Source organism: Synechocystis sp. PCC 6714 (assembly GCF_000478825.2).
GTDB lineage: Bacteria > Cyanobacteriota > Cyanobacteriia > Cyanobacteriales > Microcystaceae > Synechocystis.
Genome location: NZ_CP007542.1, coordinates 1,339,986 through 1,364,840 on the forward strand (window position 1 = coordinate 1,339,986; position 24,855 = coordinate 1,364,840).

Sequence of the window (24,855 nt, forward strand, 5' to 3'; positions counted from 1 at the left end):
TTGAATTTTTTACAGATTTTGAAGATAAAAGTAACAATTTTTAATTTAGTTGTAGGAATTCAACGGGCACGTTGTTTTGTTTTGGTGTGCCAGTAAGCGGTGATGATTTCGGGTGTAGATTCCGTAGAGCGACAAACAACTCGTAGTCCCCGAAGAGAATCAGCGAACTTGGCGTAGGGGGTTTTGCTCAAAGTGCGGTCTGTCAAGGTGAAGCGTACTGCGCCGTAGCTATAATCTTTATTTCCATAGGTCAGAGCCACTTTAATCATGTCGTCGTTGATCGCACGCTGTTGTTGGCGGCGTTGCAAGTGATTCTTGTCTTTGTGAGAATTAAACGAGTTAAGAGTTTGACAGGGAACGATGTTGTTATCCTGTTGAATTAGTTGATTAATAATGGTGGATTGTTTGCTCATAGGATTAAAGTTGGGGGTAAATTGGATTAGTGACTCAGGCAGTTTAAATAGTCATGTTTTTTCTTTCACTGGCCCATCACCAGGTTGGGAACCTTCTCTCAGGGGTCTTGGGGGTTTGCCCTCTCGGTCTTTGGTTTTCTGCCCTCGACAATTCCAGATTAAGTATTTCAATCCTCAGAAACCAGTGCTGTTAAATGAACTTAAGCATCGTCTTAACTTCACTTATTTTCACTAAACGTCACTGGGCAGATACCAGAGTTTCTTGGTAGATTGAGAAGCACACGGGATTTTGAACGACAAAATGAGCGAACAACCCAAACAACGCCGTAAGCGTAGTTATCCTGTCAAACCTGAAGTATTGCCTCTGTTGGAAAAAACAATGAGGGAAAAGGGTTTTGTGTACACTACGCAAGAGCAAATGTATGAAGAATTGTACGAAAAGACAGGGAGAGCAATAAGTATTGATACAATCAAAAACTTTTTTAACCCACAATTTGGACGTAATCCAGAAAAGAATACGATTCAAACTATTGCCACTACTCTTGGATGGATGCCGGAAGACTTGGTAGAAGAATGGGTTGCTCCAACAAAAATCAAGAAAATATCAACAAATAATTCAGAAGTCACCATAGATATTTCCATTTTCCAGAGAATGCTCGATAAGCAAATTAATAACTTGACATTCAATAATTCTTTTTTAACTGAAAAACTAATTAAAACAGCGGATATCTATGTTCCTCTAGGACTAATTGAACGCAAAGAAAAATCAAAACATGGAGAAGTTAAACCTGAACAAGGATCAGCCTTATATCGGGCGAATGAGTATGAAATTTCCCGTAAATTTGAAAATGATCAATTTTTGACTGAGGTATTGCTCCAAAGAGATAGCCCCAAAAGTCAGGGTCGAAGGATAGCTATTATTGGGGAACCAGGATCTGGTAAGTCAACCCGCTTACAACAAGTTGCTTTATGGCTAATAAAGCAATCATCAGAAAATCATGTGATCTGGATTTCATTAGCTGATCTTAGAGGTTGTTCCTTAGAAAATTATTTACTTCGAGTATGGTTAAAAAATGCCTTGAGTAAATTAGAAAGCAGTAAAGAAGACCAAGAGGAATTAGTTGAAATATTTAATCAGGGTAATGTCTGGTTATTGCTTGACGGGATTGATGAAATGGGATTGTTGGAAAATCCCTTAGCTTGGGTTAATCGTCAACTTTGTGGTTGGCTTGATCAAGCCAAAATTATTACAACATGTCGAATTAATATCTGGGATGGCAATCGTCAAGCCTTAAATGGGTTTGATGTTTATCGCAATTTAGATTTTTCTGACTATCAGCGTGATAAATTCATTAATATTTTTTTAGATAATAAAGAACTATCTGAGGGGCTAATAAATGAATTAAATAAACCAGGAAAAGAGAGAATTCGTGATTTAGCCCGAAATCCTCTGCGTTTAAAGTTAATTTGTTGGTCATGGCAAAAACGACAAGGAACATTACCCAATACTAAAGTAGAACTTTACGAAGAATGCGTTGAAAAGTATTATGATTTGAAACAAGAGCCTTCAACTACACTGACTCAACGAAAGGAGTTAAATAGAGCTTTAGGAGAGTTAGCAAAACAGGCTTTGGACCGGGATGATTTTCGGTTTCGCATGACTGAAACACAAGTAAGTCAGGTTTTAGGTGAATCAGATCAAGGATTATTTAAGCTAGCTCTAAATTTAGGCTGGCTAAATGAAATTGGAGAGGCAGAGGAAAATCATAAAAAAATTTATGCTTTTTTACATCCTAGTTTTCAGGAGTATTTTGCAGCAATTACCATTGATAATCCTAGCTTTTTCTTTCATCACGATAATGAAAAACCTAACCCATTCAAAAACATTAATGGACAACAATGCCAATACCGTATTTTTAGAAGTCAATGGAAAGAAGTTTTTTTACTATGGATGACAAGAAGTAATATTGCAAATGAGGTACAAGAAAGTTTAAGATATTCTCTTATTAACTTTAATGATGGATGTGATGGTTTATTTGCCAAAGATTATATTCATATTTTGATAGATGAACTTATCGGAATAATAGCTACATCATATCCAGGACATGATCAAGATTGGGATAAGTTAGAGAATGTGATACAAAAAACGAAAAAAATAAAAGATATTTATTCTTGGAATTCTGGAATCAAGGATTTGTTTTTTTATAAAACTTTTTATAATTTGGGTATTTGGATTCATGATTTTAAGAAGTGTAAAATTCATTATTCTTCTCAGGTACTTGAACAAAAATCAGTCACGGTAAGTTTTGTATCAAAGCTAAAAGAAGACAATTATTATGGTCATAGATTTTCTATGATATTTTTGCTGGATAGCTTTTATGCCAAAAATTATAAGCAACATTATGAGCGAATAAGGGACATAAATATAGTTTTTGAAGATCATGTAAATAAAATTCTTTTGTCAAAAGATCTCGCTTTTTTATGCGATATTATTGGCGGAGGAACCTTTGAGCGCGGGCTTGCAATTAGACAATTGACAGAATTAGTAAGCTTTAAACAAGTTAGCATTATAAATTTACTTGATGAATATCAATTAAAAGAACGGAATGACATTTTCTTGTCTTCACTAATTTATATTTTAGGCGATGTTTTTTGTATAACCAATATTCGAGAAGTCAGAGAAGAAGTAATTGATACTTTACTCACACTAGATTTCAACGGTAGAGAAGAACCAACACTAAGCTTTTTGCTAGCATTTATCAAGATCATTCTTGAAGACTTTGTTATACATGGTTTAATTATCAAAGATAAACTATGCATTATTGTTAGATTATTAAAATCAATATATTTAACAAATTTTGGTCACAACAATGAATTATTACATATAATATCTGAGGATTTACTTAGGATATTGTCTAATCAAATGTCATATCCTGAGTTTTATAATGCATGGAATAATGAATTTATTAAACTACAATCTCAGCAAGAATTTCTTGATGAGCAAATTAAAAGCTCTCCCTATTCACTCTCAATCAAAACTGAAAACTTGAACTCTATTGTTGACAAAATAAAATTATTGCAACGTTTTAAAAAACGTATTTTTCAGTCTTTACCCTTAGAGATTAAGCCTCAAATTCAAATAATATTTGGTCAACCAACTCAAAACATAGAAGTAATTGCTGAAGATTTAGTTGATCAAATAGAAGACATTTTTATAGAAATAAAAGATCAATTAAAAATCAATGATCTTGTATTATTTCTGGATAACCGACAACCTAGTCAACTACTTTTAGAAACCTGCGATCAATTTAATGATCTTGTCAAAATTGAATGGAATCGCTAAACATTTTTATATGGTAAATTATATCAAGTCACCAATTAAAAATGAAGCATTTTTATCAAAGAAGTTAACTTGTACGGTAAATATATAATGAAAACTATTGAATTCACGGCTAAAATTAATCAAGGAATGATTGCCATTCCCAAAGAATATGATCAAGAACTTCAAGAAGAATTAGAAGTAGAAGTTACTGTTAAACCCAAACGAAAAAAACGTTTAATGGATCGACTTGCAGAAAATCCGGTTTCTGTCGAAGGATGGCGTAACCTAACAAGAGATGAAATCAACCTTAATATTAATCGTCACTTGAAATGATTTGTAGCAAAAAGGGTCAGACTTAGACCCCTATGTATTATATGAAGTGATTAGCCAATCTCCGTTTGGGGCGTTTCCGTTGTCGAGTCATTCCCCTTGCCCCACTGTTTGGTAATAGCCCCCGTGATCAGATGGGACAGCAGACCAATAGGGCCAGCGAATAAACATAAAATGAGGGAATGGACTGTCCAAACTCCTGTTTCCCGTCCCTGCCAATAAATCCAGCGACCCACAAACAAATCCATCACCAGATAGTGGACCCAACCCACTGCCATAATTTTTTCGTCAGCAAAAGCTTGGGCAATAGCCGATAATTCCGGACTGGCCAACGCCGCCGCCGATTCGGAACCCAAGGAACCGATAAATAAAAATAGATAAACCGCAGCTAAAATGGCGATCGGGATCAGGGACTTCATCACCTTTTCCGTCCATTGCCACCGTGGTAGTAGAATCATCAAGCCCCAAAACGGCAATACAAATAGATTGCTTAGATTAAAAAGTAGTTCGGTAGCCATTTTCAATAACAGTTGCTTACCAACAAGTCGATAGAACAATTTAGAGTATAAAAGAATTTACAGAATCATGCCGTGCAGGCGATCGCCTTATGTAGCAGACAGGCATCTATCAAGCTCTGTCGTAAATGCAAAAAAAATCAACAATTCGAGTAAGCCATGCTACAAGACATTGTCGCTGTTAACCCTCTCAAAAACTACAAGCTTTATTTACGATTTGAAGACAATCAAGATGGAATAGTTGACATTAAAAAACAAATTGAATTTACAGGTGTATTCGAACCACTTAAAGACCTTGAATATTTTGCTCAAGTCAAAATCAATCCGGAACTTGGAACTATTCAATGGCCCAATGGAGCAGATTTAGACCCCGACGTGCTGTATGAAGTAATTACCCGATCGCCGTCTCCAAGCCCCTTAAATCTTGAAGTTTAAGGAAGGGGAAAAAGGCTTTTAACTAAACCTAAACCAGCTTATGATTAAGCAATGGAAAAGCTTACCATCACTCGACCCGACGACTGGCACCTGCACCTACGGGATGGAGAGGCCCTAAAAGCGGTTCTGCCCCACACTGTCCGTCAATTTGCCAGGGCGATCATCATGCCCAATTTAAAGCCTCCGGTGCGTTCCGTCACTGATGCGGCCGCCTATCGGGAAAGGATTCTCGCCGCCATGCCTGCGGGGAGCCAGTTTGAACCGCTGATGACCCTTTATCTGACGGATAATACCAATCCCAAAGAAATTATTGCGGCTAAAGCGTCCCAGTTTGTTAAAGCCGTGAAATACTATCCCGCTGGAGCCACCACCAATTCTGACTTTGGCGTTACGGATATCAGTCGGTGTGATGCAGTGCTGGAAGCAATGGAACGGGTGGACTTACCCCTATTACTCCACGGCGAAGTAACGGATAGCCATATTGATATTTTCGACCGGGAAAAAGTTTTTATTGAAAAGTATCTAATTCCCCTTAGGGAAAAATTTCCTCGACTGCGGGTGGTGCTGGAACATATTACTACCTCAGATGCAGTGCAATTTGTTTTATCTGCTAGCAATATTGCCGCTACCATTACCCCCCAACATCTACTATTCAGTCGCAATGCTTTATTCAAAGGTGGCATTTGTCCTCATTTTTATTGCCTGCCAATTTTGAAGCGGGAAGAACATCGTTTGGCATTGCTACAGGCGGCTACTTCTGGTAATCCTAAATTTTTTCTGGGCACCGATAGTGCTCCCCATGCCCGCAATAGTAAAGAGAGTTTTTGTGGTTGTGCTGGTTGCTATTCTGCCCTCCATGCCATGGAGTTATACGCCGAAGCTTTTGAAAGTGTTAATGCCTTGGATAAACTGGAAGCCTTTGCCAGCTTTTATGGCCCAGATTTTTATCAATTGCCCCGTAATATAGAACAAATTACGTTGACGAAAATCCCTTGGCGTATTCCCGCTGAATTGCCCTTCCCTGAGTCTGGGCTGGTGCCACTACGGGCCGGCGAGGAAATAACTTGGCAAATGGTGTGATCCAAAAAGGTGGAGTGCAGTGAAAATTATTGATAGTAATTAAATGGATTTGCTTTTTCTTTTCACTGAGCCACAATCATGACCTACTTTGCCAGCGATTTTCAAGATTTAGATAACTCTGGAAATATTGAAAACTTTATCAGTTGTCTGGAATTACAACAGTCACTAGACCTGTATAAACATTACAAACAAAAAACGTTTGAGAAAATGCAGTTAAAGCCCGGTGATTCAGTGCTGGAGGTGGGATGTGGCACCGGCAATGACGCACTTTTGTTAGCTAATTATGTCGGAGAAACGGGTAAAATTACAGCGGTGGACCGCAGTCAATTTATGCTCAAACAGGCAAAGGAACGGGCAAAAAAATCCACCACTGAGTTTGCCTTTGTCTTAGCTAACGCAGAGCAATTACCCTTCCCGGATTACACTTTCACTGCGGCCAGGGTTGACCGAACCCTACAGCATATGTCCCATCCCCAGCAGGCGATCGCCGAAATGACCCGAGTTGTGCAATCCAATGGTTGGGTGGTGGCCTTTGAACCGGACTGGGAAACATTGGTCATAGATTCAGACCAGCGGGGCATAACCCGTGCATTGGTTAATTTTTGGTGTGATAACTTTCCTTCTGGCTGGGTGGGTCGCTATCTATTTAAATATTTCCGGCAAGCAGACTTAACTGACATTACGGTAGAACCCGTTACCATTTCCCTAACCGAGTTTGAGTTGGCCGATAAAATTTTAGACCTATCTCGGACGGTAGAAAAAATTAGCAAACAAGAAATAATTAGCCAGGATGATCTTACACTTTGGCTCAGGACTATTAATCAAAGTGACCGGACTGGGCAGTTTTTCTGTGCTTTTACTGCATTTTTAGTCAGTGGCAAAAAACCTTAGGTCTTCACCAGTATTAAAGATCAAAATTTTTATATTTGCTTAATTGTCTGGCCACCATCATTGTCCATTAAGTAATATCACTGAACATAGCTATTTTTCTAACCTTCTCTGACTTTCAAACTAGTTGTTTTTACTGTTGTTTCGTTATAATAGCGGAGAGCAAAGAGGGAATCGGCGAAAAAGCAAAGTAGTATCTCAGTATTGAGTGGGCAAGCCAAGTTAAAGCCACTGGTTTTGCCTGTTTTCCCAGCAATTAACCGAACTTATGACTATCAATTTGGCCGATCGCCTTTCTGCGCTCACTACGGATTCAGCAGGTACTACCCACATTGTTTGGGTCGAGAATTCCTTACTCTGGCACGCTGTTTATAACGTTAATTCCGGTACTTGGGAGAACGCCCAGGCGATCGCCGACGTGGGCAATCAATCCCTCACCAGCTTGAACTTGATTGCTAATGATAAGTTAATCCAACCCACTAGTGGAGAAAGCAGTGCCGCCCCAGCCCCAGGACTCGTGGTGGTTTATCAGCAGGGCAGTGGCAATGACAGCAATCTTTTTTACACCGCCGCCCGCTATAACTCCGGGGGCAGAACCCAATGGTTAGCCACTCCCCAAGCCCTAACCGCTGATTCCGTAGGAGATTTGGCCCCCAGGGCGATCGCCGAAGAAAATGGCACCGTGTTTGTGGTTGGGCAAAAGGTCAATGTGGACAGTGCTAACAATCAAGCCATTCGAGAAGATACCGATCTTTATTATCAAAGTTTTACTATCAATCAAAATCAGTTTAGCGGCAATGTAAACTTATTTACAGCTTCCGTTGATGGTGTTACTCAGAGCAGTTCTTACAATTATCTAGGTCGTAATCTCAACGCCCCTGCGGCTAATTACACCGTTCTGAGTGAAGGGGAACAAAATTTCCTTGGCAATAAACCTAGCTACCAAGGATTAGGGCAAAACTGGAACGCATCCAGTGATTTTAACCTCAACGGCTTATCTTTAATACTGGCAAAAAAATTAGGTCAACAACCCGATAAAGTCCTAGAAACAATCTTTGGCCCTTTAATTCTTTCTGTCTCTTTACAGGGTTCATCCGGCAATAATCCCGAGTGGAGTTTGTTTGGGGGCGGTGAGGCAACCAATGGACGGCTGCTACTGAATGCCCTAGCTACCATAGGCAGAAAACAAAGGCGGAATATTGGTAATAACGAGGATAGTAATCGTTTTGATAAATGGAGAAGACAAGGAAGAGGGGCCCTAAGCAAAGACTCCAAAGATGGGTTTGATCTGTCTTTTACCCTATCTTCTCTATACAGCTACGGCAATAGTAATGGTAATTCAGCTGGAAAGTTACCACTCTACGTTGAAACCGGAGGAGCACTAGCTAGTTTTGCAGCCTCCATTCCTTTGTTTGGCTTTGACGACATATTAGACCTTGGTTTAAATGCTAATTTTGGTCTATTTTTTAATGCCGGTGTTGCTCTGCAATGGCAAGTGGAACCAAAAGATCCAAATACATATTCTCCCCTACTAGCTCCCTATCTTGACTTAAGCGGCAACACGGATCGTTTATTAGTTACTGATTCTCTCTCTTTATTGCCGGGTTTTTCCCAATCCACAGCAGCCCTAGCATTAATCTCCAATCTGGAAGCGGCTTTTGCCTCCATTAATCAAAATAGCTCCGTGGAATTGGAATCTTTATTGTTGGGAATTCCCGTTACCTTAGGGTTTGAAGGCAGTATAGAAGTTCCCTATATTTTTAAGCTTTTTGGTTCCATTGGCTTTTTTGCCGATGGCACGTTTACTTTGAAAGGGGATACGCCATCTTCAGTAACCGTCGGTGCCCCCTATAATATTAACGTTAATTTGTTGGGCTTTCTGAGTGCAAGATACGCAGGTTTTCCCACTTGGACACAGGTTTTTCCCACATTTTTGCCGATAGAAAATCCCCAAACTAATTTATCCTCCGCCGTTGATTCAGTTGCCAGTGTAGATGGCTTTCTCCTAACAATTAACCTTTCCCAATCCCTAGCCCCTAATACTAATCTTACCCCCACAGAATTTACTGTTACTGTTACTAGCCCCGGTGGCCAAATATCCACTATTCCCGTCTTTGGAGTAGTTTTACAAACTGATGCCCAAACTAATACCAGTCAGGTTGTTTTACGACTAGAAAAGGAAATCCCTTACACCACCCTGAATGATCAACCTTTTGCTAATGTAGTAGTTAGTTACTCGGGCAATCAACTAGGCAATTTTACCAGTAGTCCTGTTGCTATTAATTCTGCCGATACTCTCATTTATACTTACAATCCCACCAGTGGTACAGGCAATAGCTATAGCCAAGCAAATCAACAGATTGTTATCGCTTTTAATGGTGAATTAGATACGGATATTGTTCCGTCACTAGATGAGTTTATTGTGACTAATGGTAATAATGGTAATAATCAAATAGTCAATACTGCTAGCATTACCCTCAACTCTAAAAGTATTGTTTTAACCCTTGCTTCTGGTTCAACTATTGCTTTGGGGGAAAACTACACTGTTCAATATAATCCTGACCCAAATAGTTCCAGTAAACTACAAACCGCCAACCAAGAGGCGATCGCCGCTTTTTCCGTCAGTAACACCACCCCTCCCACCGCTAGGGGTCTAATTAACCGCACTTTTGCGAGTTCCGCTAATGTTCAAACCCAACCTGTTCTCAGTAATTTAACCAGTGATTTTGCCCAGGATAGTTCCCCCGCCTTAGCCCTCACCAGTCAAGGGGACATATTACTGGCTTGGAGCAGTGACACACCCCCCATTACCCCGATTTCTGTTTTAGCAGAGGGAGACTACCTCTATTTAGTCTTTGCCGATAACCTTAAAAACGATTCAGCCAATCCCCCCAGTAATGATCAATTTACGATTAAAACCAGTGATGGTAATTCAGCCAATCCCACTAATATTTCCCTGTCGCAAAATACAATTATTCTGACCATTGGCAATGGTATTGATCTTACCCAAATCACTGAGGTTAGCTATGGTTTAAGTGGAACAAATCTGGGTAATAATCTCTATTTATCTGACGCTACCAACACTGAATTTTGGGTTCCAAATTTTACCAGTGCTGTTCAAGTTTCTAGCAGTGTTACCACCGCCCCTACCACTCTGCAAGGGTCAGTAATTTCCAATTTAATTACTATTCCCTTCAGTCAAACTTTAAATAGCAACAGTATTCCCAATGGTAATCAGTTTACCGTTGTTGTCAATGGTGATACTAACAGCCCAGTTAATGTCACTAGTGTCACCGTTGCCGATACTTCCGTCACCCTGGTATTAGCCAATATTATTGGCCAGGGTCAATTGGTGTCCGTCACCTATAATCCTAACTCCAATGGAGAAAATAATTTAGTTAGCAATGCCAGCACTCCCCAGACTGTTCAGCAATTTACCGCCAATAATTTTTTAACAACAGCATCCAGTACCGGCACGGTTATTAAAACAGCCTTTTCTCCCTTTGGTGACAGTGGTATTTCATCCATTACAACCATTCCCGGCACTAGCGGTATTAACTCCGATGTTGTCGCAACTTTGTACACCAATCCCACCACGAACATAGCCCAAAATATTGTGGCTTGGGTTAACGTGGATAGTTCCGCTTTAGCACTGAAATCGGTTCCGGGACAAAACTATAATTCCGATGAAGCAGAATTAATTAATACCGCCCTCAGTCAATCAGACATTTACTATTCTGTGCTTGGTCCCGATAATCAATGGAGCTTGGCCGCCCCCATCGTTTCTAACCAGACTGGTTCTAATAATTCTGGTCAAGATCAAAAAGTAACTTTGGGAATTGGCCCAAATGGCAGTTTATTAGCGGCTTGGTTAAATACCCAACTGGACAGTAATAATAATCCCAATACCACTATTCAATTAGCAAGTTTTGATGGCACCAGTTGGACAAGTCAAACTACCTTAGGGGGAGCTAACTCAACCATTGCTCCTAATAGTTTTAGTGAATTAACTATTAGCTCTATTAATGGTCAACCAGCTATCTTTTGGACAGAAAGTCAGCCCGCTTCTTACAGTAATTTGGTCTTCAACGAAAACCCTTTACTTTATCTACGACTGGGGGAATTAAACGGCACAACAGCGGTCAATGAAGGGCAATTATCTCTGGCAGGAAATGGCACCTACAGCGCAAGTGGAGTTGGCCTTGGTCAAGTGGGAGCCCTGGAAAATACTGATACCAATACGGGAGACTTTAACCCTGCAGCATTATTTAATGGCGGTAGCGTCACAATTAATTCTCCTATATCCATTCCTGTTCAGGGCTTTTCCGTTGAATTTTGGTTCAAGCTGCCGACGGCGGGGGGTCTAGTTAATTTAGTCGATTTAGCAGGGGTTTTTGACCTGAGTTTAAATGGAGAAATTCTAACTTTTGCTCTCAATAATAGTGCTAATTCCCAAATTACCCAGACGATTACCACTAACCATTGGCATTATGTGGCGGGAATCTATGACCCCGTTGATGACATTCTGACTCTTTATGTAGATGGGCAACTGGCAGGTAGTTTAGAAAATGTTGTTTTTGCCAATTTGCCCCAGTCGGGAACGTTAACTTTAGCGGGCAATGGTGGGCCAGTTTATTTGGATGAATTTGCCTTTTATAACTCGGTTCTTTCCCATACTTCCACGAGTCCTAGCTCCGGTTCCCCCAGTGATAATTTATTGAGTTTAACCGGCAGTCAATTGGTGGACGGCGTTTTGGGAGTGAACGAAATTGGTGGTCGCTACGAAGCCCGCTTTTTTGAACCAGTAACGGCGGGGCCAGAAACCTATTACAGCGTTTGGGATAGTAACAGTAATAGCTGGCAAACTCCCACAAATATTGATCCCATTGATGAAGTAATACCCACCATTTTATCGGCGGCGAATAACCCGATTTGGGACATTGTTTCCGCTGACTCAGCTCCCAATAACAATAGTCAAATTGCGCCTAATGGTAATCCTGATGCCATTTTTCAAGTTAATTTAACCGGGCAACAAGGCCTTGAGATTGTTGGTGTTTCCGTTACCACAGCTAATAAACAACTTTGGAGTGTGGGTACGGATGGCACGGAAAATCCCCTCGGTGGTTGGCAACTAGGGGTGGTTTTAGCAGAAAACGCAGATACGACAACGCCCCAGCTAGAGTTTATTTCCGGCGATCGCCTGCTGAATAGCCTGAATCCCACGTCTAGTTTTTCCCATCGGGTGATGGGGGCAACGGAAACCTTGACTATTTTTGTGGATACGGAGGGTAGTCCCCTCACTTCCTCCGCCACGGTTAATGTTTACCTCCAGGGGGTAAAAGATCCGGTTCAATTTATGTCCCTTTCCCCTTTGCCTAATCAGGGCGGCCCGGTCTCTACTAACGCTCTGGACTATTTAGGCAATCAGGTGTTGGGCATCGCAACGGTAAAAGAAGCCAATGATGCTTCCCTTTCCCTGGTGGACAGTGGTTTTGTGGTTAATACCGACAATCCGGCGATCGCCGCAGTTATGGCCAGTGGTTTTAGTAACGGGGATTTAGCCTATGTGGCGGTGGGCAATCGGGGTTATACCAGCCAGGGAAACTCGGTGGGGGGCACAATCCAGCTTTTATTTGCCGGGGGCCAAGTTTTAAGCCAACAGTCCACTAATCCCTTAACAACAACAAATTTATCCGGTAATCCTGATGGTGTACTAATTACGGGCATTACCGACGGGGGCGATATTAACAACAATGTGCCCATGGCCCTGGTGACGGGGAATTTAGACGGGGATGGCATTGATGATTTGGTGATCGGTGACGCTAACTACAACGGGGGAACGGGGCGCATTTACGTCATTTACGGCAAATACCTTGAAAGTCTGAAGGGTCAAAATCAAACCATTAATCTTAGTAATGCTAGTCAGTGGAGTAGTGATCAGGGTGTGGTCATTGACGGCATAGATACGGGCGGTGGAGCTGGTTTTTCCCTGGCGATCGGCAATTTCACTGGTAATGGCCCCCAAATTGCCTTTGGTGCGCCCTTTGCCCAAAACAGTGATGGAGTTGCAGTGGGTAAGGTCTATCTCGTTTCCCTCAGCAGTCCCAGTCAACTTTCCCCAATCCACACTGGGAAAACGTTTAATCTGACCAATCCCCAAAATCCAGCCCAGACCATTACCGTTGGGGAAACGGCGGGTTACAGCTTGGGGGTTTCTCGCCACATTACCGGTGGTCCTCTTACTTTTACCAACAATGTCACCGATGACTTATTTATTGGTTCCTCCACCTATGGGGTGAACATCAATAACCAATGGGTAGGCAAAAGTGCCTTACCAACCGGCAACCAAGGTAATTACCCCGATAACATCATGATCGCCGCTGGGGCAGTTCATGTTTTTTCCCAACCCAGTGGTCAATCCTTTGGCAAAATCGCTACCTACACCGGGCCCAATGTTCCCGCCGCCAATGGAGTAGGAGCCAACTATTTGGCCGGAGCGGCGATCGCCCTGGGGGACTTTACGGATTTAGATGGGGACGGTCAACAGGATTTGGCCATTTCGGCCCTGGGGGTCAATGGCAGTGCTGGAGCGGTCTATGTGCTGAGTGGGGACAAGGCTGTGGCCTCCAGTTCTGACCAAGCCCTCAACGAAGTCAGTCATCTGACCATCAATGGTGGCATTGCTGGGGGTAAAGCAGGGATAACCATCATGGCTCCGGGAGATGTGAACGGCGATGGTTACCAGGACTTTTTAATTACCGCTCCCCAGGCCAGCAACGGTACAGGGCAGAGTTATTTATTATTTGGCCCCTTAGATTTATCCGAAGTGGGGCGACAATTCGATCTCAGTGCGACGGGCAGTGACAGCAAAAACGTGTTCTTGCTCAATGGCAGTCTCCCTAATCAGTTGGCAGGAACAGCGGTAACTAGGTTAGGTAATATCACGGGAAAAACTGGCACCAATAACAATCCCATTGATAGCTTTCTGATCAGTGCTCCCAACGCTCAACAGTTTTATGTAGTCTATGGTCAGCCCTGGTTAGCCGACGATGGCAGTCTCAATTTAGCCGATGTCGCCTCTGATAATGGTTTTGTAATTGACGGCAATTTGATAGGCAATCCTCCTACGACCTTTGAGACCACTTCTCAGTATATTGACACTACTCCAGCCATGCTGGTTAATGGCACAACCCTATATCTGGCCTATAAAGGTTTCGGTGGCAATAACCAAATTTATTTCACCGCCAGTACCAATAACGGTCAAAGTTGGAATTGGGAAGTACAGTTACCTCAGGCCGCCCAAACAATCTTTCCCCCAGCGATCGCCTTTTTTAACAATGTTTTATATCTAGCCTATGTGGATAGTTCTAATCAACTTTATATCATCACCAGTCAAGATGGAGGACAAAACTGGAATTCTCCCACTCCGATAGAGCAACAATATTCTTCGGTGCCACCAACTTTAGTGGTTTATCAAGGAACCCTATCTCTGCTCTTTGCCGCCAATAACAGTAATTCCAATGTTTTGCAACTTTACTTAAACAGCAGTAATGAGTGGATTTACGCCGGCGAGATTGGCAGCAATCAAACCGCCATCAGTGCCATTAGTGCGACGGTGTTAGGAGATACCCTCTACCTCGCCTATAAAGGGGGAACCATCGCCAATCCCAATGCCGACGATTTTCTAACTTCTACCAATAACCCTGACCTTTCCGCTTCCGATTGGAATAGTATTCCCATTCCTGGAGTTAGTTCCCAGGGCGGCCCTAGCCTTACCAATGATGGCCAAAATCTCTATCTGAGCTACGTCGATACCACTAGCAATCAGCTTAATCTCGTTAGTTCCAACAATGGCAGTAATTGGTCACCGCCCCAAGTTATCAACAACAGTATTACCCAAGCTCCCCCGGCCATTACTTTTGCCAACAATGAACTTTATCTAAGCTATCCGGGCCCCCAAGGTTCCCAAGAAATCAATGTCACCAGTTTTCCCCTTCCCTTCACAGGAAATATTGTCGGCAACGGTAGTTTAGTCCGCTTCCTGGGGGATGTTAACGGTGATGGCTTTGCCGATGTTTTTTCCGGGGGAAATAATGCCGGAGCAATTATTTTTGGTAACAGCACCAAAGATTTATTAACGACGGCCAGTGGCAGTGAAGATTTACTGATTTACGTTCCCAATGCCACCCTTCGGGACTTGATTAGTTTGGGGGATTTCAACGGCGATGGTTTTAAGGATTTCGGGATTTTAGATAGTAACAGTAATTTTTATGTTGTTTTGGGAGATACCAGCCTTGGGGACTTAAAAACATTAAGTATTACCTCCAGCTCTTCCCCTGTGGTCATTAACCAAGTGGGGGGAGTGACAAAATCCATGGCCATTGGGGACTACAACGGCGATGGTTATGATGACGTACTACTGTGGGGAGATAACGGCAATCAGGTGGCCTGGGGTAACGAAACTGGTAGTCTCAACAGTTTTACCAATGTTGATTATCCCGAAACCCAAACATCCGCCACCGGGGTTGATCTCAATGGGGATGGTTATACAGAGATTGCCATTGGTAGCGATCGCCGGGAAATAGCGGGACAGATTTCCACCGCCGGTAGTTTTTCCCTCCTGCCCACCCCCACTAATGCTTCCGTCATTGATACCCTAGCTGGAGCTAACCAATTAGAAAATATTGGTGATTTCAACGGGGATGGCATCGCCGATTTAGCTGTCCTAGCTTCCAACTACTATGCGGCGGCGATCGGGGAACCGAATAATCTGCCCAACTATTTAAGTCGCCCCGGCAACCAAGGGGGTGTTTTCATTTATTACGGCACTACCCAGGGTTTAAACAGCAGTGCCCAACCCGATGTAATTCTTGCCGCTCCCTTTACTAATCCCAATGGACAAATAAGTACATATCAACTTTCCCACATTGCCCGAGCAGGAGATGTTAATGGGGATGGTTTTGATGATTTATTAATCAGTTCCCCCTACACCGTTGATGCAGAAAATAACCAGGGAAGTGTGTTTGTCGTCTTTGGTGGGGAAGAATGGAATAGTCAACCCTTCGATCTAGGTCAACTGCGGGCTAACCAATCCCAGGGTTCCAGTGTCCAAGGTTTTGCCATTGACGGCCTGCCGGACTCCCAAGCCGGTATTGCCATCAGTGGTGGCAGTGATATTAACGGTGATAGTTTTGCTGATTTTATTATCGGTGCCCCTGGTCAACAAAATTTGCAATATAACCAGCAGAGCGTATTTATAGAAAATGGTCGAGATAACATCGACCAAGATTATACATTTATCTATTATTTCGACGGTAGTCAGACTAGTATCCTTGGCAATCCAGAGTGGAACGAGACGGACAACAGGACTAATCAAATTTCAACCAATTGGAATAATCCCGGTCAACCTCCCCAAGCTATCATCGGTCAATCCAACGGCGACATTTGGTACTATCCCGGTGGCACTGGCCAAGACTGGCAAAAATGGGGCAAATTTTCAGAGGCGATCGCCGAACTGGCGGTGAACTGGAACACGGGAGACAATCCCCAAATCGTTGCGGGGTTAGCAGGCAAAGGGGGTATTGAATACTATAACGGTTCAACCTGGGTCAACAGTGGCCCTTACCAGGGAGAAGGTTGGCGATCGGCCATTACCCAGATGGCAGTGCAATGGGGTAGTGATGGCGCTCCCGCGCAAATTGTAGTGGGGCTACAGGATGGGGCCGTTATTTACTACAACATCCAATCTGGCTGGCGAACTCTCAATAATTTTGGCAAAGGCGTTACCCAATTATCAGTACAGTGGCAGGAAAACGCTAATCCTAATATTGTGGTTGGTCTGGATAACAGCGAAGTGCAATATTACCAAGGCAATAACAACACTTGGACTCAATTCCACGACGATGGCTGGGTTTATCCGGTGCAACAAATGGCAGTACAGTGGACAAGTCCCAATGCTCAACCTTTAGTGGTAGTCGGCCTGGGGGATAATAACGGCAATAATGGCACCGTTTGGTATTACCAAGGTTCCGGTGGCCAGGGGGGCTGGACTTTGTTATCTGGTCTGCCCTCCGGAGCGGCGATCGCCCAAATGGCCGTGCAGTGGAATGTTAGCCCTAGTCCCACTTCCTCTAGCAATGTCAGCAATTTAAAAATTGTTGTTGGTCAAGCGGATAGTACGGTCAGTTACTATAACGGCTCTGGCTGGACTGCCACACCAGACATTAACTCCCCAAGTTCCCCCTTGAATGCCATGACCGTACAGTGGAGTGCTGATGGCCAGCCCCAGATTACGGCGGGCTTAGGGGATACCCAAAATCAAAACGGCGAACTTTGGTATTTACCGAACCCTGGTCAGTCTTGGCAACAGCTTCAGGGTAATTCCCCCGTCACCCAAATTGATAGTTTATGGACAGAATCTCTCGTTCCCAATAGTCAAGCCGATAACCTGAGCTATGTTTTCTTTGGCAGTGATTTTAACCAGACTGTAAATCAAACTGGAACCATCGGTGATGATGTGATGCTGGGAAGTCCCACGGGGGAAAGTTTTCTGGCGGGCCAAGGGGATGATCAGATTTACACCAAAGGTGGGTTAGATGTGGCCTATGCGGGCCCTGGGGATGATTGGGTTTCCGTCAGCGATACCTATTTTCGACGGCTGGATGGGGGAACCGGGTTTGATATTTTGGCTTTGCAGGGCTACAACGGCCAAAATTGGGATATTACTACCCTTTCACCGGGACTTAGATTGAGGGATTTTGAAAGCATTGATATTCGGGATTATGGGGCCAATCAGTTAACCCTTAATTCCCTAACAGTCACTAATTTATCCAGTGACAATACCCTCGTTGTGTTAATGGATGAAAGTGGCGATAGTCTGCAATTGAGCAATGACTTTAGTGCGGATGGAACGATTTATCAATATGGGCAAAGATTTTATCAATATAAATCCAATAATTCTGCTGCCATTGTATTAGTTAACCAACCAACGGTACCGAGCTTTACCGCTCCAAATCAGAATACCCCCCAGCTTATTTTACCCAGCGGTAATGGAACGGCTAATGGCAATAATTTAATTGACTCTGACCAAAGTTTATTTACTTTTTCTGATCCCAATGCTCCCACCAAATTATTTGTTTCCAATCCCATTACTTCCGAAGCCAGAGAGGAAGTAGATTTTGTCATTGAGCGAACAGGGAATTTAGACAAATATGTTTTAGTTAGTTATCTCACCCAAGACTTGGACGGCAAAGCAGGTAATCGCTATTTACCCGTGGCAGGACAGCTAATATTTAATCCTGGGGAAACGAAAAAAACAGTCAATGTTAAAACTCCCAATGATGGTATTTACACTGGCGATCGCCAATTTGGGTTATTGGTTTCTTTAGTGAATGAAAGGTTACAGTGGGGCAACTGGGGAGAAACTTTTTCCGTAGTGGGGGATGCCAATGGCGCACAAATCCGCAATTGGAATTATCTGACGGAAGAATTAGAAAATGGCTTAATGGCAGGGGCAATTAATTTTTCTAGCACTGTTGACGATGGTTATGGTGAAATTAACCTCAACGTTAATGGCTTGACAGAATTTAACGACTTTTTGGGCTATGATCCCCTCACCCAAACCTATCAATCCCTGATGCTTAATGGCATGACCGGGGCTAAATTTACCACCTTTAATAGTCAAAATAATCCCCAGGCAGTGGCAATTCAACTGTGGGATGGCGATCGGGGTGATGCAGACGGTTTAACCAATGGTTTGGTAGAAACTAAAGGTTATTTGAGCCGGGTAATTCCGGGCTTGCTCACCAATGATAATCGAGTTTTTTGGGCTCCCACCAATGCCGATGGGCAAGTGCAATTACGGTTAATCAGTAGCCCTAATCAAAATTATGAACTGGGCTGGATTGCGGTAGATAATGCTGATGGTTTAATCAATGGTTTGCGACCTGATGATCCTGGCTATGAAGCGGCAGCTTTAGCCCGCAAGCAAATCATTTTCAATAGTCAAAGCAGTGCTTCTACCAAGGCCTTAACCCGTAGTTTAGCCCAGCAAAGCTTCAGTGATGTGGATAAGCTGATTGAAACAGAATCGCAACTTTTTGGTAGCTTTAGTAATTCCAATTTAGAAGCTAATCGTTACTATTTACTCTACAGTCAACAGGGCTCCCAGACAACTTTTTCTATTAACGCTCCTCCCACCGTAGAAACGGATAGCCGGGGTTATCATCAACTGAATTTTGATGGTATTACCGCTGAAATTGGCTCCAAAACCTTGGTGGTACCGGGCCCATTGGGTCAATCCGTCACTGCGGAAGTTTCCATCAGTCGGGCCGGAGCCTATGACAATTTCATTGCCCTGTACCAAGTTGACAGTCTCACTGGGGGATTGGATGTTAATGGCGATCGCCAAATTGATCTCAAACCCGGCGATCCAGGTTATACCGAAGCGGCATTAGGCCGTGCCCAAGATCCCTTAACTGGTGTCAGTTTAACTGCCCCTGATGGCTTTTTTAGCACCAGCCAAGAAACGATTAAATTATTGGGCAATGGTATGTACGGTGTGGTTATTATTCCCAATGCCACCATTTACCAAGTTTTAAACCAGAATCCTACTAACGATCCTAATCTTGGCCCCGTTGCCCTATTCTCTTTCAATGGAGCTAACCCCACCGGCATCAGTCAAGTGGCTCGTCTAGGTAGTAATCTTTTCGGCTTTGAAGATATGGTCGGTGGCGGAGATCGGGATTATAACGACTTGATTTTACAATTGGAATTTTCACCTTTGTAAAATAAGTAAAAATAAATTGTCCTAAAATGTTTAACTTTAGTTTTTTGCATAACTTAATCCAACTTAGTAAACGTAGTTTAGTCCACAATTTATTCCACTGATTGACACTACAGCGACGTAACTTTTCTAGACAACTTATGGATAATGAAACTATTGTCAAATGAGCAGTTCATTGCCGGTGTGTTATTCAGTGGGGTAGCTGGTTTTATCGATGCAGCTAGCTTTTTAGGGCTCAATGGTCTCTTCACTTCTCACATCACGGGAAATCTGGTCATCGCAGCAACGGAAATCATTGGGGTAGGGGGAAAAGCTTTATGGGTTAGGATTGCAGTCATTCCGGTTTTTATGTTTGCTGTACTCTTGACCACTGTCCTCGCCCGTCGCCACCAACTACGGCTAGCCCATTTAATTAGCTTGGAAACTTTGGTCTTATTGCTGTTTACAATCACCGCAGTTGCCTTGGATCCAACTAACCATAAATCAGCTAATAACTTACCACTATTTGTGACTGGTTCTCTGGGGGTATTTTCCATGGGAATGCAAAATGCACTAATGCGGGAATCCCTGGGTCGCATTGCTCCCACCACTGCCATGACCAATAATTTAACTCAGTTCACTATGGATTTGACATTGATTAGCGGATTGCAAAGTCATGCTCGACTACAACTATCCTTTCAAGATCTTGATGCTTCCCGCACCAGATTAATCAAATTTGGTAGCTCCTTGCTTGGATTTACTATCGGTGCTGTCTACGGTGGAGTATTAACCGCTAAGTTTGGCTTAATTTCCCTATGTTTTCCCCTGATCTTGATGATATTTTTATCGTTCAGAGTGGAGTTGGTATTTGGAAACACTAGCCTTGATGACAAGATAAAATAAAAGGTCAAAGCAAAGGTCTTGCATGCTATCAAAGAATCTGGATACTGTTCTAATTGCCTAATTCATTGGGATGCACTAGTAAAAACATAGCTGAAACAATGTCCCCGATCTACCTAAATTTATTGCAATCAACCTCCTATCAGGTGGGGGGGAGCTTGGCCGCCAACCATCCCAGCTACAGTCAACGGGAGGCGGATAAAGAACTATTGGCCCAGTTGCGGGGGGGCAAATTTTGCTATGTGTTCAACTGCCGGCAGATGGGCAAATCTAGCCTACGGGTGCGTACCATGCATCAACTCCAACAGGATGGGGTGGTGTGTGTGTCCATTGACATTACCAGTTTGGGCACCGAAGCTGACCCACAGAAATGGTATAACGGCATTATTACCCAGCTTTACCTTGGTTTGCCTTTGGCGGGGAAGGTGGCCCTCAAGCCCTGGTTACGGGAGCGGGAACAACTCAGCCCGATCCAGAAGTTACGGGAATTTGTTGAAGCAGTTATTCTTCAGACCATTGGCGATCGCCAGATTGTCATTTTTATCGATGAAATTGATAAAGTATTGAGTCTGCCCTTTTCCCTGGATGACTTTTTTTCCTACATTCGTTTCTGCTATAACCAACGGGCTGATGACCGCGAATATAATCGCCTGAGTTTTGCCCTGTTTGGGGTGGCCACCCCTTCAGATTTAATTGATAACAAAACCCAAACGCCATTTAACATTGGCCAAGCCATTGCCCTAACAGGTTTTACCCTGACGGAAGCTCTGCCCCTGAGTGCTGGTTTGCCGGTGGACGAAGTTAGCGCCCAGGAAATTTTAAGGGAAATTCTAGTTTGGACAGGGGGTCAACCATTTTTAACCCAGAAGGTCTGTGAACTGGTGGCGGAAGCTTTACAGGAAGGGGATTTAGATTTCCAAGCTCAAACTATTCCTACTACCATTGCTCAACTGATTGAAGAAAAAATTATCCGCCATTGGGAGTCTAACGATGAACCAGTGCATTTCCGCACCATTGGCGATCGCCTATTGAAAGATGAGGCCCGTAGTGGACAACTGTTGGGACTGTACCAAGAAATTTTGCATCGGGGTTTTATCCCAGCGGACGATAGCGTCGAGCAAACCGTGTTACGTCTAACGGGACTGGTGGTGAAAATTGAGGGACAATTGCGACCCTATAACCCCATTTACCAAGCAATTTTTAATGCCCAATGGGTGAGCAAGGAACTGAACAAACTCCGGCCCTACGGCACCAACCTCCAAGCCTGGATCAATTCCGACTACCAAGACTCCTCCCGGTTACTGCGGGGGGAAGCCCTACGGGAGGCATTGGCCTGGGCCAGCAGTAAAAACCTCAGCGGGGTGGATTACCGCTACCTCAACGCCAGCCAAAATCAGGAACAGGAAGCTTCCCTAGCCGCCAACCAAATTTTGACCCAAGCTAACGTCAAGGCCAAACGGATGATTAGTTTTGGCATTGTGGTGCTGATGATGTCCCTGGGGGGGTCGGCGATCGCCTTGAGCCAGGCCTACTTTGCCACTCTCAAACAACAACGGAGCCAACAGGGTACGGAGTTGCAACGGCTAGGCACCAGCGCCCAGCGGCAATTTACCTTTGATCAAATTCCAGGATTGGTGACAGCTTTGGAAGCGGGGCATCAACTCTATCACCTGGTCAAAGCGGACGAAACCCTGAGCCAATATCCCGCCACCAGTCCTTTGGTCAGTTTGCAAAAAATCCTTAGTCAAATTGCCGAAAAAAATATTCTCACAGGGCATAGGGATGGGGTCACTAGTGTGGCCATCAGCCCCCACAAGAATTTGATTGCTTCCGCTTCCCGGGATGGGGCGGTGCGGCTTTGGACTCCCCAGGGGGAATTTTTGCGGGAATTCACCGGCCATACAGGTAGTCTATACCGGGTGGCTTTTGCCCCCAATGGCAAGATTTTCGCCACCGCTGGTCAAGATCAAACGGTCAAAATTTGGGACCTAGACGGTAATCTACTCCAAACCCTTAGGGGCCATCAAGATTCTGTCTACAGCGTTAGCTTTAGCCCCGATGGGGAAACATTAGTCTCCACTTCCCGGGATCGTACTGTGCGCCTTTGGCATTGGCGATCGGGAAAAACTTTGACTGTGCTGGCCGGGCATACCAAGTCCGTAGATGATGCCCAATTCAGCCCCGACGGCCAAACCCTAGTTAGTGTCTGTCGGGATGGGCAAATCCGCCTCTGGAATTTACAGGGCAATCTCATTCGTCAATTTGGTTTACCGGACGTGGCTTTTTTTGGGGTGAGTTGGCATCCCCAGGGAAATTTGCTGGCAGTAGCGGGGGACGATGGCACCGTCAGGCTCTGGAATACCCAGGGAGAGATTAAAGCAACCCTATCGGGCCACGATGAGTTTGTCACCAGGGTTGTTTTTTCCCCCGATGGTAAGCACTTATTTTCCAGTAGCAGTAATGGTAGTGTGATCCACTGGTCCAGCGGTGGCAAAATGCTGAAAAAATACCAGAGTTACCCGGAGGCAATTTTTGGTTTGGACCTGGCTCGCAATGGTACCCTGCTGGCCATTGGCGCGGAAAATAATTTGGTCAAGTTGTGGGATATGACTCCCAAACCGGATCTGATTAGTCTCAATTTGCCCGGCATGCTTGGGGCTGTGGCGGAAAATGCCAATACCAACACCATTGCTTTGGCCATGGAAAATGAGCCCTTGATTTTGTTCAATACAGAGAATCAAAGCCGACAGGTTTTATCCGACACTAGGCAAAACTTTGATCGCCTACAGTTCAATGCCGATGGTCAATGGTTATTGGGGCAACGGGGTCGGGAATGGCAACTGTGGCGACGCCAAGCCGAGCTTAAACAGGTCAAAGTCTGGAGAACGGACATCGGCCGTGTTTACGATGTGGCCCTACGTACCAGCCCCCAATCCCCCCAGTTGGCGATCGCCATGGCCAGTGGCAGCGGAGAAATTTGGCTTTGGCAGGGGGAATATAACGAATATAAAAATGGTGATAGGGTTGATGGGGTTGAATTGGAAGACCCCATGGCTCTGGCCCTGGGTAACAACGTGCAACGCAAAGAACCTATCCGTAGTACTAGCATTCACCCCACCTTGCCTCAATTAGCGGCTGGGGATGAACAGGGTAATCTCACCCTCTGGAATTTCGACGGCAGCCTGATTAAAAGTATTGTCGCCCACGGTGATCGCCTCAATCAACTGCAATACAGCCCCAATGGCAAGTATTTGCTCAGCGCTGGAAGGGAAGGCACCGCCAAAATTTGGACTGTGGACGGCGAACTATTGCATACCCTGAGAAGTGACCCCCTACCCATCGACCAAATTGCCATTAGCCCCGACAGCCAATGGATTGCCACCGCCGCCAGTGATGGCATGGTTAGACTATGGGATCAACGGGGCAACCTGCGGGGAGAATTTACCAGTGCCTCCAGTTCATTATTGGGACTAGGCTTTAACGAGGAAGGGCAATGGTTGCTTGCAGTGGGCCAGAACGGTGACCTCCAAAGTTGGCCCGTCACCCCAGAAAAAGAACGCCTCCGACAACTGGTGGAACAGGGCTGTAACTGGTTAAAAGACTACTTAGCCACGGAAAGTCAGCCAGACCAATCATATTCCCCTGAATTCTGCCATGGTGACTGGTAACTATTGGCTTCAGTCCACTGCTTATCTGGAATTGGCAAGGTGAAATGGTACTATTTCTGTCCTATTCCAAAGGCCTTTGTCCCTGAACAGGCCCGGGTATTTAAGAAGGCATCAGGCTATTTTGTAATGATCACTCCGCTCCGCGTTCCCCGTTGCTGTTTTTCCATTGTTCCGTCCTCGGGATAGGGGATAATTTAGACGAGAACATTAGGGAGCTTGACCATGCAGAAAGCCGATGAATTTGCCATTCACCTATTTTTGACCAATGGTCATCGGGAGGAGGTGCGCTTCATGACTATTCAGGATTTTCAAAAATGGTACAGCAATGAAGTTGTGCCCAGACATGACTCCCAGGAATTTATCAATGTGCCGATTAAAAATGTCCAGGGTGAGTATATGGTGGTGCGGCCCTCGGCCATTGTGGCCATCCGAGTGGAGCCAATTTTCTTTGGCAGTGTGGAGCGTATGTAGTCAATTGTGTATAATCTCGATACAGAATGGGGTTTTGCACTTCCCTTGATGCCCCCATTACCGTGAGTGT

The 24,855-nt window shown here is 44.1% G+C and carries 11 protein-coding genes; 9 read left to right on the forward strand and 2 right to left on the reverse strand.

The window, feature by feature from the left end; genetic code table 11:
• Positions 1-59: 59 nt before the first annotated feature.
• Positions 60-413 (reverse strand): DUF4258 domain-containing protein, encoded by a 354-nt coding sequence (locus D082_RS06090; RefSeq protein ID WP_028948876.1) that lies wholly within the window; start codon positions 411-413, stop codon positions 60-62.
• 301 nt (positions 414-714) lie between these two features.
• On the opposite strand from D082_RS06090, the gene D082_RS17320 reads away from it, so the two are divergent.
• Together D082_RS17320 and D082_RS06100 are read left to right on the forward strand one after the other, a co-directional pair.
• The gene (locus tag D082_RS17320; RefSeq protein WP_051738702.1) at positions 715-3,756 is read left to right on the forward strand and encodes an NACHT domain-containing NTPase; all 3,042 of its coding nucleotides are present in this window, start codon (positions 715-717) and stop codon (positions 3,754-3,756) included.
• An 87-nt stretch (positions 3,757-3,843) separates the two neighbouring features.
• On the forward strand, positions 3,844-4,068 hold the full coding sequence (locus tag D082_RS06100; protein WP_238546862.1) for a hypothetical protein: 225 nt from the start codon (positions 3,844-3,846) through the stop codon (positions 4,066-4,068).
• Between the two features lie 50 nt (positions 4,069-4,118).
• Here the strand turns inward: D082_RS06100 and D082_RS06105 are convergent, their stop codons facing one another.
• Positions 4,119-4,583, reverse strand: a complete 465-nt coding sequence (locus D082_RS06105; protein WP_028948874.1) for an ABA4-like family protein — start codon at positions 4,581-4,583, stop codon at positions 4,119-4,121.
• 156 nt (positions 4,584-4,739) lie between these two features.
• Here D082_RS06105 and D082_RS06110 point away from each other — a divergent pair, with 156 nt between their 5' ends.
• The 7 genes from D082_RS06110 to D082_RS06140 all read left to right on the forward strand — a co-directional run bounded on the left by D082_RS06110 (position 4,740) and on the right by D082_RS06140 (position 24,785).
• Entirely contained in the window at positions 4,740-5,015 is a 276-nt protein-coding gene (locus tag D082_RS06110) for a DUF2442 domain-containing protein (protein WP_028948873.1), read from the forward strand.
• Positions 5,016-5,066: 51 nt separating this feature from the next.
• Positions 5,067-6,095 carry a dihydroorotase gene (pyrC, locus tag D082_RS06115; protein ID WP_028948872.1) on the forward strand — a complete coding sequence of 343 codons (1,029 nt, stop codon included), beginning with the start codon at positions 5,067-5,069 and terminating at the stop codon, positions 6,093-6,095.
• A 78-nt stretch (positions 6,096-6,173) separates the two neighbouring features.
• The gene (locus tag D082_RS06120) at positions 6,174-6,986 is read left to right on the forward strand and encodes a class I SAM-dependent methyltransferase (protein ID WP_028948871.1); all 813 of its coding nucleotides are present in this window, start codon (positions 6,174-6,176) and stop codon (positions 6,984-6,986) included.
• A gap of 265 nt (positions 6,987-7,251) precedes the next feature.
• Entirely contained in the window at positions 7,252-19,770 is a 12,519-nt protein-coding gene (locus tag D082_RS06125) for a SwmB domain-containing protein (RefSeq protein WP_028948870.1), read from the forward strand.
• A 144-nt stretch (positions 19,771-19,914) separates the two neighbouring features.
• Positions 19,915-20,649 (forward strand): YoaK family protein, encoded by a 735-nt coding sequence (locus tag D082_RS06130; protein WP_028948869.1) that lies wholly within the window; start codon positions 19,915-19,917, stop codon positions 20,647-20,649.
• 98 nt (positions 20,650-20,747) lie between these two features.
• Complete coding sequence (locus D082_RS06135) at positions 20,748-24,314, forward strand: AAA-like domain-containing protein (protein ID WP_038530381.1); 3,567 nt, start codon at positions 20,748-20,750, stop codon at positions 24,312-24,314.
• 222 nt (positions 24,315-24,536) lie between these two features.
• Positions 24,537-24,785, forward strand: coding sequence for a hypothetical protein (locus tag D082_RS06140; protein WP_028948867.1), 249 nt, complete (start codon positions 24,537-24,539; stop codon positions 24,783-24,785).
• Positions 24,786-24,855 lie beyond the last annotated feature (70 nt).